15 protein-coding genes and 1 pseudogene are annotated in these 14,757 nt (G+C 42.2%); 13 read left to right on the forward strand and 3 right to left on the reverse strand.

The window, feature by feature from the left end:
* The 10 genes from PRIP_RS15280 to PRIP_RS15325 all read left to right on the forward strand — a co-directional run.
* Window positions 1-846 (forward strand): NAD-dependent epimerase/dehydratase family protein (locus PRIP_RS15280; protein WP_052008985.1); only part of this gene is annotated, 846 nt, incomplete at its 5' end.
* A 40-nt stretch (window positions 847-886) separates the two neighbouring features.
* Window positions 887-1,114, forward strand: a complete 228-nt coding sequence (locus PRIP_RS15285) for a hypothetical protein (protein ID WP_036102356.1) — start codon at window positions 887-889, stop codon at window positions 1,112-1,114.
* Window positions 1,115-1,161: 47 nt separating this feature from the next.
* Window positions 1,162-1,725: a cyclic nucleotide-binding domain-containing protein gene (locus tag PRIP_RS15290; RefSeq protein WP_036102359.1), complete on the forward strand. Its 564-nt coding sequence runs from the start codon at window positions 1,162-1,164 to the stop codon at window positions 1,723-1,725.
* A gap of 545 nt (window positions 1,726-2,270) precedes the next feature.
* The gene (locus tag PRIP_RS15300) at window positions 2,271-2,921 is read left to right on the forward strand and encodes a uracil-DNA glycosylase (protein ID WP_036102365.1); all 651 of its coding nucleotides are present in this window, start codon (window positions 2,271-2,273) and stop codon (window positions 2,919-2,921) included.
* 104 nt (window positions 2,922-3,025) lie between these two features.
* Window positions 3,026-3,532 (forward strand): GyrI-like domain-containing protein, encoded by a 507-nt coding sequence (locus tag PRIP_RS15305; RefSeq protein ID WP_036102367.1) that lies wholly within the window; start codon window positions 3,026-3,028, stop codon window positions 3,530-3,532.
* A gap of 160 nt (window positions 3,533-3,692) precedes the next feature.
* Window positions 3,693-4,505, forward strand: coding sequence for a formate/nitrite transporter family protein (locus tag PRIP_RS15310; protein ID WP_241434204.1), 813 nt, complete (start codon window positions 3,693-3,695; stop codon window positions 4,503-4,505).
* A gap of 140 nt (window positions 4,506-4,645) precedes the next feature.
* Window positions 4,646-4,771: a hypothetical protein gene (locus PRIP_RS18065; protein ID WP_277620112.1), complete on the forward strand. Its 126-nt coding sequence runs from the start codon at window positions 4,646-4,648 to the stop codon at window positions 4,769-4,771.
* Window positions 4,772-4,786: 15 nt separating this feature from the next.
* Complete coding sequence (abc-f, locus tag PRIP_RS15315) at window positions 4,787-6,358, forward strand: ribosomal protection-like ABC-F family protein (protein WP_036102374.1); 1,572 nt, start codon at window positions 4,787-4,789, stop codon at window positions 6,356-6,358.
* Between the two features lie 79 nt (window positions 6,359-6,437).
* Window positions 6,438-7,652 carry a GNAT family N-acetyltransferase gene (locus PRIP_RS15320; RefSeq protein WP_036102377.1) on the forward strand — a complete coding sequence of 405 codons (1,215 nt, stop codon included), beginning with the start codon at window positions 6,438-6,440 and terminating at the stop codon, window positions 7,650-7,652.
* A 492-nt stretch (window positions 7,653-8,144) separates the two neighbouring features.
* Window positions 8,145-8,846 carry a carbonic anhydrase gene (locus PRIP_RS15325; RefSeq protein WP_036102380.1) on the forward strand — a complete coding sequence of 234 codons (702 nt, stop codon included), beginning with the start codon at window positions 8,145-8,147 and terminating at the stop codon, window positions 8,844-8,846.
* Between the two features lie 73 nt (window positions 8,847-8,919).
* Here the strand turns inward: PRIP_RS15325 and PRIP_RS15330 are convergent, their stop codons facing one another.
* A complete protein-coding gene (locus tag PRIP_RS15330) occupies window positions 8,920-9,345 on the reverse strand; it encodes an HTH domain-containing protein (RefSeq protein ID WP_036102383.1) in 426 nt (141 codons plus the stop codon).
* 93 nt (window positions 9,346-9,438) lie between these two features.
* Here PRIP_RS15330 and PRIP_RS15335 point away from each other — a divergent pair, with 93 nt between their 5' ends.
* From PRIP_RS15335 to PRIP_RS15345, 3 genes and pseudogenes are all read left to right on the forward strand, one after another.
* On the forward strand, window positions 9,439-9,981 hold the full coding sequence (locus tag PRIP_RS15335) for an HD domain-containing protein (protein ID WP_036102386.1): 543 nt from the start codon (window positions 9,439-9,441) through the stop codon (window positions 9,979-9,981).
* Window positions 9,982-10,104: 123 nt separating this feature from the next.
* A complete protein-coding gene (locus PRIP_RS15340) occupies window positions 10,105-10,977 on the forward strand; it encodes an ROK family protein (protein WP_036102389.1) in 873 nt (290 codons plus the stop codon).
* A gap of 102 nt (window positions 10,978-11,079) precedes the next feature.
* A pseudogene (locus PRIP_RS15345) lies at window positions 11,080-12,010 on the forward strand (nitronate monooxygenase).
* A 46-nt stretch (window positions 12,011-12,056) separates the two neighbouring features.
* Here the strand turns inward: PRIP_RS15345 and argH are convergent.
* Together argH and PRIP_RS15355 are read right to left on the reverse strand one after the other, a co-directional pair.
* Window positions 12,057-13,427 carry an argininosuccinate lyase gene (gene argH, locus PRIP_RS15350; RefSeq protein ID WP_036102392.1) on the reverse strand — a complete coding sequence of 457 codons (1,371 nt, stop codon included), beginning with the start codon at window positions 13,425-13,427 and terminating at the stop codon, window positions 12,057-12,059.
* Window positions 13,428-13,430: 3 nt separating this feature from the next.
* Window positions 13,431-14,645: an argininosuccinate synthase gene (locus tag PRIP_RS15355; RefSeq protein ID WP_036102396.1), complete on the reverse strand. Its 1,215-nt coding sequence runs from the start codon at window positions 14,643-14,645 to the stop codon at window positions 13,431-13,433.
* Window positions 14,646-14,757 lie beyond the last annotated feature (112 nt).

Genomic DNA, 14,757 nt, shown 5'->3' on the forward strand with positions numbered 1-14,757 from the left:
GCGAATATTGCGCATCTGCTCGATTCTGCGCATTTTCAATTTGTGGAAGCAGATATCACGCATCCGGAAGCCATGGCCGCGCTTTTTGCCAGCTTTCAACCGACGATCGTCAATCATCACGCGGCGCAGAAATCGGTCGTTACATCGCTGGAAGACCCGCTATATGATTTAGACATCAACGGCAAAGGATTGCTTGTTTTGCTGGCATGTATTCAAAAACATCCCATTGACACTTTTGTGTATGTGTCATCGGGTGGTGCGTTAAGTAAAGTCATCGAAGGGGACGAAACATCTAGGGAAGAGGACACACCACAACTGATATCCCCGTATGCCATTACCAAATATGCCGGTGAACAATACCTCGCGATTTATTCCGAAGCCTACGGTTTTGCGTATACTGTTTTACGGTATGCTAATGTGTTTGGACCACGTCAAATTCCAGATGGCGAATGTGGGGTGGTGCCTATTTTTGTGAACAATATCGTGGCTAATCAAACATCGGTGTTAATGACCTATCCCGATATGCCGCGTGGTTGTACACGGGATTATGTGTATGTAGGAGATGTTGCCGAAGCGAATCGCCTCGCCACCATTCGCCCGCTTAATACGGTCGTGAACATTGGCTCTGGAGAAGAAATCGCGATTTTAGACATTTATGAGACCATCGCAGCCATTTTTGAAAAAGAGAGCAACATTCGGATAGAGGGTCCACGAGCGGGGGATGTCAAGCGCTCTGTTCTATCGAATGCCCGCGCCAAAGCACGCCTTGGCTGGCAACCACAAATCAGCTTAGAAGTTGGCCTTTTAGCCTTGAAAAAGGACATGACAGTCGGCGCATCGAACTAATAAAAAAAGGAATAAAATAGGGATGAAGGGGAGCAAAGACATGAAGCAAGTAGCACCAGAGATAGTGTCTCTTCTGTATCGCTTGGAGAAGCGAAGCATGAGTCTCCGGCAACTCGTGCAAGAAACAACGGTGGGGAGCAACTTTCCTATCCAGGCTATCGTGCAGACATTCGCCCACTATGGCTATGTGTATTTGGTATACGATTCAAGCGATGTCTCCGTGCGTATGACGCAAAAAGGCCGCCAACTACTGCGCAAAGCGCTATAACTAGATATGAATAGTAGATGCAGGCTACGAAGAATGGGGGAAAGCCAATGTTAGTAAGAAACCAGGCTATAATGAGACTAAAAAAAGGAAGCACACTGCAGGAATGTGGCGAATATGCGATTTTACAAGGGTATGTTGTTTGTAAAACGGGCAATCATTTACTGAAAATCATGAAACAAGGGACTTTCACCATCACGGAAGATTACTTCTTAGGGAAGTTGATTCAATACCAAGCCCAAGCAGAGCTTCATGTGGAGCGGCTGCCCATGTTGTCTGCGACCGACTTTTTACAAAAACAAGCGAAGGCACAAAGTGATATGATGCACCAGTTAGCAAGGCAGTTGGATGTATATTCACTGCCAATCAAGGAGCGTGTGATGGCCTTGCTGTATCGTATTGCTTGCGACATCGGGGAGTTTAGATATGCGGAGTGCCGAATACCAGTTGTGTTCACCCAAGTAGAGATGGCGAACTATGCCCACTGTACGAGAGAATATTTAAATGGTATCCGAAAGATGCTTATTGCTGAACAATGGCTAGCACCAGAAAGAAATTGGATTTTATTAGATTGGGATCGATGGGAAAAATATATAGAGAAGTTGGAAAGCTAGTGTATGATTTTGATACACAAGGATTCGAAACATAACCCAAATAAATCGGCGACAAATGCTTGCATTCGGGAAATTTGTGTGTAGTAAAGCACATCTTACTCGAAAAAAGGAGGCTCGTGATTTCCGGTTTATTTGGTGTGAAAATTAGTTATGTCTCAAGCCCTCTAATTCTACAGTTAGTCCTCTTACAAATGGGCTTATTACGGTCAAAAGATAATCAAGTCTCTTATTATTTCAGGGAATCATGTTATTAAACTGAAAATAGTATAAAAGATTAAAAGTGTACAGCTTTCATGCGAGTCAAAAAAACTAGCTTCTACTGTGAATACCAGATATACTATAGTTACCAAGCAAAGTAGTGCAATTATTGTGTGGTTTATCATCGCTTTAATTACTGTTATTTTAGCACTTATGGTCTTTATTTCTAGCCCAGATGGTGGAAATCTGATAATCAAGAACAACGTATCGAAGAGATTCGTAATCATATGAAACAAGATATGAATGGACTGAAATATTAACCCCCCTTCAAGAAAAGAGGTACTATAGTGAGAAACGATTGGCAAGAACTTCTTCAAGCAGAGCAAGAAAAACCGTATTTCAAAGCGTTGCAGGATTTTATTGATGAAGAATACGCAACGACAACGATTTATCCGCCACGTGAAGCGATTTATCATGCACTTGATTTAACGAGTTATGCGAACACTAAAGTCGTGATTTTAGGGCAGGACCCTTACCACGGACCGAATCAGGCGCACGGACTAAGTTTCTCGGTCGCATCGAGTGAGGCTAAATTTCCGCCTTCTGTCCGCAATATGTTTAAAGAACTGGAAGCCGATTTAGATATTTCCCGCACGGACATTAATTTAACTGACTGGGCAAAACAAGGGGTGTTACTTTTAAATACCGTGCTTACTGTACAAGCAGGAAAAGCTGCCTCTCATCGCAAAAAAGGCTGGGAACAATTCACCGATGCCATCATTAAACTGCTAAACGAAAAAGAAGATCAGGTTATTTTCGTATTGTGGGGTGGCGATGCTAAGAAGAAACAGGCGTTGATTACGAATTCGCAACATAAAGTTATTACAGCCGTACATCCAAGTCCGCTATCGGCTTACAATGGCTTTTTTGGAAGCAAGCCGTATAGTCAAATCAATCAATACTTAGAAGAAGATGGAAAAATGCCAATATCTTGGTAAATGTCAATTTATTCATTCTTTATAGGAGATTATTTTTACGATTTGTGGTATGATTTACGTGATTGAAAATGAAGCAACGAAATCCCATGAAGGAGTTGATTAAAATGGCTTTATCAGCTGCACGGTTTGAAGAACATGAAGGATTTACTGCGGTTGCTTTTGTTTGGCAAGGCACTTTTGAAGAGGCGTTCCACGGTGAGGTGCACAAGACAATCAAGAAGATGCAAGCATGGGCAAAGGAACAGGAAAGCTTGGATTTTGACAATACTTTGCTAGGCATGTCTGTTCATAATTTAGAGGACGGCTTTACGCACTATTCAGCGGTAAAAGCCAATTGGAAACCATCCGATGTTCCTGAAGATATGGAATGGGTGGAAATTCCAGCACATACGTATTTTGTATGCGATCATGTCGCAGGTACGGATATTAATGACACTTATAGAGAGGTCGCTAAACGGATAGAAGCACGCGACTATCGACCATATATTACAGCAGAATACCCGGTTTTTGACGAATTACCATTTAAAATCGAGGTATATAGCATGATTGATACACCACGCAATGAGCAAGGTTTTCATATTATGATTCCTGTTGTGAAACATTTAGAGTGAAAAATAGGCCAAGTAAGCAGCTTTGTAAAGGGTTGTTTATTTGGCGTTACATAAGCTAGTACCTTCGTTGTTATGCAATTAAATGTGAAATATTGAACAATTTGTGTAACAGCAAGTTTGAACATATATTATAAAATTAAAGATGAAAGAAGGGGTATTTGTGGCGGCATATTATACACCACAAGAAACAGTAGAGGAAACGATTAAGAAGGGAATTGTGAAAGCTGAATCTTCCACATTAACGCTTATTATTCTAGGTTTTCTGGGCGGGGCGTTTATTTCATTAGGATATTTGCTTTATATTCGTGCAGTTGGAACGATGCCACATGAATGGGGCAGTTTCGCGACGTTTATTGGGGCGAGTCTTTTTCCTGTAGGCCTTGTTTGTATTTTACTAGGCGGCGGTGAGTTAATTACGGGGAATATGATGGTTGTGGCGTTAGCATGGTTTGATCGCAAAATTTCGATGGGGCAGTTGTTGCGAAATTGGGCGATTGTAACAATCATGAATTTCGTTGGCGCACTTGCTATTGCCTTTTTCTTCGGACATTTCGTAGGTTTAACAGAAGGCGATTTCCTAGCAAAAACAATTGCGACAGCTGGGGCAAAAATTAAAGACCCGTTCTGGGTAGCTTTTGTATCAGGAATTGGTTGTAACTGGTTCGTTAGTATCGCGGTTTGGCTTTGTTATGCAGCAAAAGATTTTACTGGAAAAATTCTAGGTATTTGGTTTCCTGTGATGGCTTTCGTTGCGATTGGTTTCCAACACGTTGTCGCCAATATGTTTATCATTCCAGCAGCGATTTTTGCAGGAAGTTATTCATGGGGCGAATTTATCAGTAATGTGATTCCTGTTTATTTAGGTAATGTTGCAGGTGGTGCGATTTTTGTGGCCTTATTTTATTTCTTAGCTTATAAGAAAAATGTACCGAAACAGAAGGAATTTGAAGCGAAAATCCCGGCAGAAGAATAAACCTGGGTTGACGTTTTTCAAAAAATGCGCTATGATGGAGCCAATAAATGTGAAAGAGGTGTCTTTTGGGCCGATGAAAATGTAATCCTTATTTCTTTAGAGAATTCGAATAGCTATCAAAGAATAGGCGTGTACCTGCTTTGATAAACGAAATTTTTTTGGAATGGGATTGCTGTGTCCGAAATGATGCAGACGAATACGAAATGAGTTTGTTTGGCGTATTTGCGCTGACGGCTTATTTTCTTGGACTTCCTATTCCAGAATGAGTAGGAGGTTTTTTTATGTTAGCAATAGAGATACACGATGTGAAAAAAGAAATCGCAGATTGGGTTTTATTTGAAATTCCGCATTTGACGGCGAATCGAGGTCAGCGGATTGGGATTGTAGGACGAAATGGGCTTGGAAAGACGACCTTACTGGAAATACTGGCGGGTGTAACGACAGCGGATCAAGGTGGGATAACGCGAAACGGTACGGTAGGGTATTTACCGCAAATTTTGCCGGAAGATGCCCGACTTTCTGGTGGTGAAAAAACGCGCAAAGCGGTGCAGCGAATTTTGGCAGAACAGCCGAATTTGTTATTTGCCGATGAGCCGACGTCCAATTTGGATGTAAACAGTGTGAAACACCTAGAACGGCAATGGAAACGCTATGCCGGGACGCTTTTTGTCATTTCGCATGATCGGGCGTTTTTAAATGCGATTTGTACGACAATTTGGGAGCTTGACCAGCAGAAAATCACAGTTTATGCGGGGAATTACGAAGCTTACGAGGCCGCAAAAGCAAAGGAACACGACCAAGCAATGGCAGGCTACGAACAATACAATGCGAAGAAAAAACAATTAGAAGAAGCCAAATCCCATCGTGAAAAAACAGCACATGGCTTGCGAACACCAAATAAACGTTTCACGTCAAAAGAAATCCGTAGCGCCAAACCTGGTAAAGGCGTGCAAGAAAAGAAGCAACACAAGCTCGTCAAAGCCATCGACCAACGCATCGAACGCCTGGAAAAAGTCGACAAACCGTTCCAACAAAAGTCGATTAAAATAACACTGCCAGAAGCCAATCAAATAAAGCAAGGCAACACCGTCATCCGCGCCACACAACTAGCCGCCAAAGTTGGCAAACGAAACTTATTCTCAGACGCCACATTCAGCCTAAAAAGCGGTGAAAAAATCGCCCTCATTGGCAAAAATGCAAGTGGTAAAACAACATTCTTACGCCAAGTCATTGCGGGAAATGACGCCATTCAACTCGGCGAAAAAGTCAAAATCGGTTATTTCGATCAACAGTTAAAACAAGTCGATTTAACGAAAACACTATGGGAAAACATTCAATCAGTTAGTGTTCACGATGACCAAATGAACCGCGACTGTCTCGGCAGTTTGCAATTTACAGCAGATGATTTATCGAAAGATACGAACGTTTTATCTGGCGGCGAACGAGTGAAGTTAGCACTAGCTATGATTCTTTTGGGCGATGCGAACGTTTTGATTCTGGATGAACCGACGAATTATTTGGATATTAACGCCATGAAAGCATTGGAAGAACTGATTTCGGGCTATTCTGGCACCGTTTTATTTGTTTCGCATGACAGAACTTTTGTACGAAAAGTAGCGACGAATTTGTTAGTTTTAGAGGATGAGAAATTGCAGTTATTTGCTGGAAATTATGCGGAATGGGAAGACTCGAAGGAAGCAAAAACGACACGTGTGGAAGAGGATATGTTACTTTTGGAGTTGGAAATGTCGGCAATTGCTGCGAAATTAATGGAACCACGATTGAAAGCGGCCGAAAAAGCAGAATTAGAGCAGCGATATCAAGAAGTTGTCGCGAAACGCAAGGGTAGGTAATTGCAGAAATAGATGCTTTCCGTGTACAATGGAGTAGATAAATACACATGGTATATATTTTAGGAGAGAGGTAGAAACTATGGGGCAGCAGGATGTCCAAGAACGTTTAGAGATGAAAAAATTAGGCATGGAGCATTTGGCGCAGTTCAATGAATTATTGCGTTACGTGTTTCAAGTGACCAATCAGGACCTTCAGGAAGTTGGCTGGGAGGAAGATGAAATCGAGCAGGCAAAGCGCCCAGTCTTGCGTAAAGCAGATGTTGTAGGCTGGTTTGACGGTGACAAACTTGTTTCACAGATGGCTGTGTACCCAATGCAAGTCAATATTTTTGGGGAAATATACAAAATGGGTGGCGTTACAGGTGTTGGGACGTATCCTGAGTATGCAAATTTCGGTTTAATGCACCGCTTGATGCGTCAGAGTTTGAAAGAGATGCGCGACCGAGAGCAGACGATTTCGTATTTATATCCTTACTCGATTCCGTACTACCGCCGTAAAGGTTGGGAAATCATTTCGGATGTGATGACGTTTTCGATTAAAGATACCCAACTTCCTGAAAATGTCCCAGTGAGCGGGATGGTGGAACGTTTAGATATCGAACACGAAGATGTTTTAAAAACATATAATCGTTTCGCCCAAAATCAACACGTCGCGATGATTCGTGATTCGCTAGCATGGGAAGAATACTGGCGCTGGGAGCGCGAAGAAATGATTGCCGCTGTGTATTATGATGAAGCCGGGGAGCCACAAGGTTTCATGTATTACTGGATTGCCGATGATATTTTTCATATGAAAGAAATGGTGTATTTAACGCGAGAAGCAAGACATGGCTTGTGGAACTTCATTAGCGCACATTTTTCGATGGTGACGCATGTAAAAGGCAAGCTATACACCAGTGAGCCTATCGCCTTCTTAATGGAAGACAGCGATATTACAGAAACGATTCATCCATATTATATGGCGCGAATTGTCGATGTCGAAGGATTTTTTAAGAAATACCCATTCTTAGAAAAACAAGCAGACTTTCATTTTGTTGTAACGGATAGTTTATTGGAATGGAATCAAGGAATCTTTCATTTTCAGTGGGATGCAGATGGCAATGTATCAATCGGGAAAGAAGCACATGGCGAGGCTGTAGAGATTGATATACAGACATTAACGACGATGTTCTTCGGTTATAAACGCCCCAAATATTTGCGTAAAATTGGCCGAATTATGGCCAACGACACGACAATTAAGCAATTAGAAAAAATGATTCCGAATGAGACGCCTTATTTTTCGGACTACTTCTAAAATAGCTCAGCGTGTCGACAAATACCCATTCTCGTCGTTAAAAGCTCCGTTCCGATGCTCTTCTACGCTGCGCTACGCATAACTTCTCACATGGTCGAGGATACGACTCTCTCCCTGTTTTCAGTCAACGTACTCTAGTACGCTCCGCTTTGTTGGAACTGTTCGACGTGCAACGAGTTACAGTTCCAATATAAGCGTGAACGAAGTGAGGGGTTAGTCCTTGCCTAGAGCCTGGGCATTTGTCGACACGCTGAGGTTTGTAGGCACGGACAGGTTTTTATTTAAGATATAGTTTTTTACAGTCTGCGCCTGCATTTTTGCGGGTGTTTTTTATTTTATTTTCTAATTCCGAGAAAACATACTGGAATTTTGATAGATTTTCAGTATAATAAAAAGAACATAAAAATATTACTTGGAGAAATGTTAACGGAATATTCACTTAGTAACACAACGGAACGAAGCGCAATTTTAAGGAGAAATGAGGAATGATACATGTCAGAACCGCTTGTGAAGTGGTCCTATCAAGGGGATAAAGGGCCACATTATTGGGGACATATTTGTGATGAGTATGAGATTGCAAAGTCAGGAAAGAATCAGTCACCAGTAGATATTCACATGGAGAAAGTAAGGGAAGTACAGGAAAGTTTACCACTTGAATTAAACTATAAACCAACAACATATACGGTAAGACGTGTGGAAAATTCGGTACATCTTTTTCCAGAGGACAAGGAGCAAGGTTTGACCTTTAATGGTAAAAGGTACAATTTGATTGCTTTTCACGGGCATATCCCAAGCGAACACACGCTAAATCAGGAATATTTCGCGATTGAATGGCATTTGGTGCACATGAATGAAGCAGGAGAGCGTCTTGTGCTAGCGATTTGGATGGACGAGGAATTAGAAGGCAGTGATTTTGGCGAATTAGCTGAGATTTTTCCGCAAGTTTTTGCCAATTTCGGTATTGAAAAACAGATTTCTTTAGATGTTTCGAACCTATTGCCGGAGAAGCGAGCGTATTTTACCTACCATGGTTCTTTGACGACACCGCCAACATTTGAAGGTGTGACATGGATTGTGCTACGCGAGGCAACAACGATTTCACAAGAAGACTTCGCGGCGTTTCAAGAGGTCATTCAAGATACGAATCGACCGTTGCAAGCGCTAAATGATCGTGATATTCATCATAGTGCCTAAATAAAGCATTTGGGATACATTATTATAGCTAAAATAAGCCAAGCCTCTACTTTGTTTGAGACTTGGCTTATTTTTAATTTGTATTCTTATCTTTCTCTACGCGATAGGATTCTTTTAGTACGAAATGGAGTAGCATAAATCGTATTCCCATGTGGTATTTTTTCTCTATAGGAAGGAAGCTAGGATTACTGATAAAATTTTTCATTTCAACTGGAGTAATTTCTGCGTACAATGCAAGTGCTTCAATGCTCAAATCGAAATAATGCATGAACCCATCGATAATGCCTAGTAGTTTAGTGTCATCGCTTGTTGCATCGAGAGCCCCTACCAAGAAAGGTAGTGCATATTCTGCATGATTTGTTTGATCAGTGTAGTGAGACATATAATCGTCATCCAATGTTGTTATATCAAGGCCTAATAATTTTGAAATGTTACCCTCGTTAAGTCTGTACTTATCTTTTAGTATGGCAACTCCTGATGGGATGGTTCCGTCATACATGATGTTCTCTCCTTTTATAATAATTTGATTTTATGATATCCTAATGATACCATGAAAAATAAACGAAGTCTCAATGATGGGAGGAATTAAAAAATGTATCAGCGAGCAAGTGAGTTTGCAGAGAAGGCGCATCGTGGACAGCGTCGTAAAATAACTGGTGAGCCATATTTTGCGCATCCGCGTAATGTGGCTAATTTGTTGCGGAATGCGGGATTTCGTGAGGAAGTTGTGGCTGCTGGTTTTTTGCACGATGTGGTGGAGGATACACCTGTGACGCTGGACGAGATTAGAACTGCTTTTGGGGAGGATGTCGCGCGTTTAGTGGCTTCGCATACGGAAGATAAGTCGAAAACATGGGAAGAGCGTAAAAAGCATACAATTGAAACGGCGCGCACTGGAACACTTGAGGAAAAGGCGATTATTGTTGCGGATAAATTGGATAATTTGCAGTCTGTTAAATACGCTCTAAGCTCCGAGGGAAACAAGGTTTGGAGCTATTTTAACCGTGGCTATGATTTGCAAAAGTGGTATAACGATGGGATTGTCGCTAATATGTATATTGGTTTGAAAGAAGATGAGATTCCGGTGTTTTTTAGAACATATGAACGGTTATGTCGGTGGATGTTTCGAAAGTAAAAATCTCACTTAAAATAACTGATAAATTAGGTATATATAATCAAATTAATGAGTTTTTAGACAACTGATGATAAAAATATGCTAGAATGAAAACGATAACATAATAATGTGAGGAGTGGAACTATGGTTTTTGGAGCAGTAGAAGCTGGTGGGACGAAGTTTGTTGTGGCGATTGGTGATGAAACGGGGAAAATAATTAAGCGGGAAACGTATCCGACGACAGAACCTGGAGAGACAATGAAGTATGTGGAGCAATTTTTCAAGCAGTATGAGGACGAGTTGGAGGCGATTGGTGTTGGTTCGTTTGGTCCGATTGATGTGCGTAAATCGAGTCCTACATACGGTTATATTACGTCGACGCCGAAGCTGGCATGGCGCAACTATGATATTGTTGGTGCGCTAAAAAATGCGTTTTATGTGCCGATTGGTTTTACGACGGATGTGAACGCGGCAGCGCTTGGAGAAGTGACGCTTGGTGCGGCAGAAGGATTGTCTAGCTGTATGTACATTACGATTGGAACTGGGATTGGTGCTGGTGCGGTGGTGAATGGCAAAATGTTAGAAGGCTACTCGCATCCAGAAATGGGGCATATTATGGTGCGTCGTCATAAACACGATCGCTATACAGGAAATTGTCCGTATCATGATGATTGTTTGGAAGGTCTGGCAGCTGGTGGCGCCATTGAAAAACGATGGGGCAAAAAGGCGGTAGAGCTTGCAGATAATGAAGAAGTTTGGAATTTAGAAGCGCATTATATTGCACAGGCATTGATGAATTATAGTCTAATTTTGTCCCCTGAACGCATTGTAATTGGTGGTGGCGTGATGAAACAACGTCAAGTATTCCCACTTGTTCGCCAAAAGTTGAAGACATTGATTGCAGGCTATATCCAATTGCCAGATTTAGAGGAATACATCGTTCCACCGAAGCTAGAAGATGACGCAGGGATTACAGGGTGTATTTTACTAGCAGTGCAGACAAAACAAGAAAATTAATTTTAGCGGGGAAACAATCATTTTGAAGTCAAGTGGTTGTTTTTTTGTATGCATTGTGAGAAAATGTACATGGAAATGACTGATGTATCGGAGGAAAAAACAATGTCAATAACACAATTGCTTCATATCAAATACCCTATTATGCAAGGCGCGATGGCCCAAATTGCAAAGGCACCACTTGTTGCTGCTGTATCAAACGCTGGCGGACTTGGAATTATTGCATCAGGTGGGATGAGCGCGGAGGAGTTGCGTGCTGAGATTCGCAAAACAAAAGAACTGACAGACAAACCGTTTGGCGTCAACCTAATGTTGATGATGACGAATATCGACGAATTGACGACAGTGATTATTGAAGAAGACGTAAAAGTAGTAACCACGGGTGCAGGGACGCCAAAAACATATATGCCGATTTGGAAAGAAGCGGGAATTATCGTTATTCCTGTCGTTCCTTCGGTGATGATTGCGCGTAAAATGGAACAACTAGGTGCGGATGCGGTTGTCGCAGAGGGCACAGAAGCAGGCGGGCATGTTGGCGAAACAACGACGATGGCTTTGTTACCGCAAGTGGTAGACGCTGTTTCGATTCCGGTTATTGCAGCAGGCGGAATTGGTGACGGACGCGGGATAGCAGCAGCTTTTGCATTGGGGGCTCAAGGGGTTCAAATTGGTACGCGCTTCCTAGCAACGGACGAATGCCCGGTCCATGAGAATTTCAAGCTTGCGTGTCTGAAAGCAAAAGACCGTGATACAGTGGTGACCGGACGCCGAAATGGTGCACCAGTCCGCAGTAATTAAAAACAAGATGATTAAAGAATATCAACGTCTGGAAGATGAGAATGTAGACCGCGATGTGCTAGAAGAACTGACGCTGGGATCATTGCGTAAGGCCGTTCAAGAGGGCGACACGGAGAATGGTTCGGTTATGGCCGGCCAAATTACAGGTCTAATCAACGAAATCAAACCGGTAGATACGCTGATTCAAGAGATGATGACCCAAGCAACAATGACAGCAAGCCAGCTCATAATCAAATAAAAACTAAGATTGGATGCCAAACATGATTCGGCATCCAATTTTAGTTTTATAAGCTTTGTTTTGCTTTTTTAATCATGGCTTTGATTTGTTCAAAACCAGTACCACCGTAAGAATTCCGTTTAGCAACGGCGGTGTGTGATGTGAGCGCGTCATAAATATCGTCCTCAATCACAGGCTGAATCGCTTGATAATCCGCAAGTTTAACATCTTGTAAATAGATGCCTTTTTGCGTGCAGTCCAGTACGAGTTTGCCGACAATTTCGTGCGCCTCACGGAAAGGTACGCCTTTTTTCGCTAAATAATCAGCAAGTTCGGTCGCATTTGAAAAATCCTTCTGCGTCGCGTTCTCCATCATGGCTTCATTTACTTTCATCGTCTCAATCATACCTGCAAAAATATCAAGACTTGTCTTCACCGTATGCACCGTGTCAAACATGCCTTCCTTATCTTCCTGCAAATCTTTGTTATAAGCGAGCGGCAAGCCTTTAAGAACCGTCAGCAAACCGAACAAATTCCCGTAAATACGACCCGTCTTCCCACGAATCAATTCCGCCATATCAGGGTTTTTCTTTTGCGGCATAATGCTGCTTCCCGTCGCAAACGCATCAATTAACTCCACAAACTGAAACTCGTGGCTTGTCCACAAAATTAATTCCTCACAAAACCGTGACAAATGCGTCATCAACAGGGCACTATTGCTCAAAAATTCAATAATGAAATCACGGTCACTAACCCCATCCAAACTATTATCATAAATCGCATCAAACCCAAGCAATTCCGCACTGTACGCTCGATCAATCGGAAACGTAGTCCCAGCAAGCGCAGCACATCCAAGCGGCGAAATATCAATCCGCTTCATGCTCTCCGCCAAACGCTCCCAATCACGACTAAACATCCCGTAATACGCAAGCAAGTGATGCGCAAAAGAAATCGGCTGTGCGTGCTGCAAATGCGTATAACCCGGCATAATCGTCTCAACATGCTGCTCCGCCTTGGAAACCAACACCGTCCGAAGATGTGATAACGAAACCATAATCTCCGTCACAGCTTCCTTCAAATAAAGATGCATATCCGTTGCTACTTGGTCATTCCGACTCCGCGCCGTATGTAATTTCCCAGCAACAGGCCCAATCTCCTCATGTAGCAACTTCTCCATATTCAAGTGAATGTCCTCATTTACTATGCTGAATTCCAAATCACCTTTCGCCAGTTTCACCGCCAAAGCTTGCAATCCAGACGTGATTTGCGTCGTTTCCTCTTCAGAAATAATCCCACATTTTCCAAGCATCGCCACATGCGCCAAACTTCCCGTAATATCTTGTTTCGCTAATTTTGCGTCAAAAGAAATCGAGGCGCCGAATGCATCAATCCACGCCTCACTTTTTCCTTGAAAACGACCGCCCCACAGTTTTTCCATGCATTACACCTCAGTTTTCGTAGTTAATTTTGCATTGACTTCCGCGCTAACTTTCGTTGGCAAGCCCCATAGTTTGATAAAGCCAACTGCCGCGTCTTGATCGAACGTGTCTGCCGATGTATACGTCGCCAAGTTCTCGTCATACAACGAGTTCGGTGATTTTCTACCTTCCACAATCGCATGCCCTTTGAAAAGTTTCATCCGAATCGTGCCGTTGACGTATTTTTGCGTGTCTTTTAAGAAGGCAACGAGAGAGCTTGTAAGCGGTGAGTACCAAAGCGCGTTGTAAATGACTTCGCTAATTTTTTGTTCGATAACTGGTTTGAAATGCGCGACTTCACGAACAAATGTCAAATCTTCCAGTTCTTTATGCGCCGTAATTAAAGCAACTGCGGCTGGGCATTCGTAGACTTCCCGTGATTTGATGCCGACAAGCCGATTTTCAATATGATCGATACGTCCAACGCCGTGTGCGCCAGCGATACCGTTTAGTTTTTGAATAAGTGTCGCCAAGCTTAATTGTTCGCCGTTTAAAGCAACAGGAACGCCCGCTACAAATTCAATTTCAATGATCTCTGGTGTATCTGGCGTATTTTCTAAAGCTGCTGTCAAATCGTACGCCGCTTCTGGTGGAGCTGCCCATGGATCTTCTAGTACGCCACATTCGTTAGAGCGTCCCCATAAGTTCTGATCGATAGAAAATGGGTTATCTAAATTAATCGGAACAGGAATGTTATGTTTTTGTGCATATTCGATTTCTTCTTCACGCGACCATTTCCAATCACGAACAGGAGCTACTACTTTTAAATCCGGTGCAAGTGCATGAATAGCCACTTCGAAACGAACTTGGTCATTTCCTTTTCCTGTACAACCGTGTGCGATAGCTGTAGCACCTTCTTGTCTGGCTACTTCTACAAGTTTCTTCGCGATGAGTGGGCGAGACAATGCCGAGATTAATGGATATTTCCCTTCATAATAAGCATGAGCTTGTAGCGCGACCAACGCAAAATCTTCTGCAAATTCTTCTTTAGCATCAATTGTATAAGAAGCCGTTGCCCCAACTTGAATCGCTTTTTCTTTAATGAATTCTAAATCTTTGCCTTCTCCAACATCTAAACAACACGCGATTACATCATAATTTCCTTCTACTAACCACTGAATCGCAACGGAGGTATCTAACCCACCGGAATACGCAAGAACGATTTTTTCTTTTGTCATCTCTACATCCCCTTTTATTAATAAATATACATTTTGATAAAATCAATAATAACATCTACACAACGATTTTTCAAGTATTTTATTTATTTTTATTCATTATTATGTTTAAATA

This window comes from Paenilisteria riparia FSL S10-1204 (genome assembly GCF_000525995.1).
GTDB lineage: Bacteria > Bacillota > Bacilli > Lactobacillales > Listeriaceae > Listeria_A > Listeria_A riparia.

What these genes read in the sequence shown, in the direction of transcription:
- PRIP_RS15285 (WP_036102356.1), top strand. Translation starts at nt 887, where the DNA reads ATGAAGCAAGTAGCACCAGAGATAGTGTCTCTTCTGTATCGCTTGGAG.
- argH (WP_036102392.1), bottom strand. Translation starts at nt 13,427, where the DNA reads ATGGAAAAACTGTGGGGCGGTCGTTTTCAAGGAAAAAGTGAGGCGTGG.
- PRIP_RS15325 (WP_036102380.1), top strand. Translation starts at nt 8,145, where the DNA reads ATGTCAGAACCGCTTGTGAAGTGGTCCTATCAAGGGGATAAAGGGCCA.
- PRIP_RS15330 (WP_036102383.1), bottom strand. Translation starts at nt 9,345, where the DNA reads ATGTATGACGGAACCATCCCATCAGGAGTTGCCATACTAAAAGATAAG.
- PRIP_RS15340 (WP_036102389.1), top strand. Translation starts at nt 10,105, where the DNA reads ATGGTTTTTGGAGCAGTAGAAGCTGGTGGGACGAAGTTTGTTGTGGCG.
- PRIP_RS15305 (WP_036102367.1), top strand. Translation starts at nt 3,026, where the DNA reads ATGGCTTTATCAGCTGCACGGTTTGAAGAACATGAAGGATTTACTGCG.
- abc-f (WP_036102374.1), top strand. Translation starts at nt 4,787, where the DNA reads ATGTTAGCAATAGAGATACACGATGTGAAAAAAGAAATCGCAGATTGG.
- PRIP_RS15355 (WP_036102396.1), bottom strand. Translation starts at nt 14,645, where the DNA reads ATGACAAAAGAAAAAATCGTTCTTGCGTATTCCGGTGGGTTAGATACC.
- PRIP_RS15290 (WP_036102359.1), top strand. Translation starts at nt 1,162, where the DNA reads ATGTTAGTAAGAAACCAGGCTATAATGAGACTAAAAAAAGGAAGCACA.
- PRIP_RS15335 (WP_036102386.1), top strand. Translation starts at nt 9,439, where the DNA reads ATGTATCAGCGAGCAAGTGAGTTTGCAGAGAAGGCGCATCGTGGACAG.
- PRIP_RS15320 (WP_036102377.1), top strand. Translation starts at nt 6,438, where the DNA reads ATGGGGCAGCAGGATGTCCAAGAACGTTTAGAGATGAAAAAATTAGGC.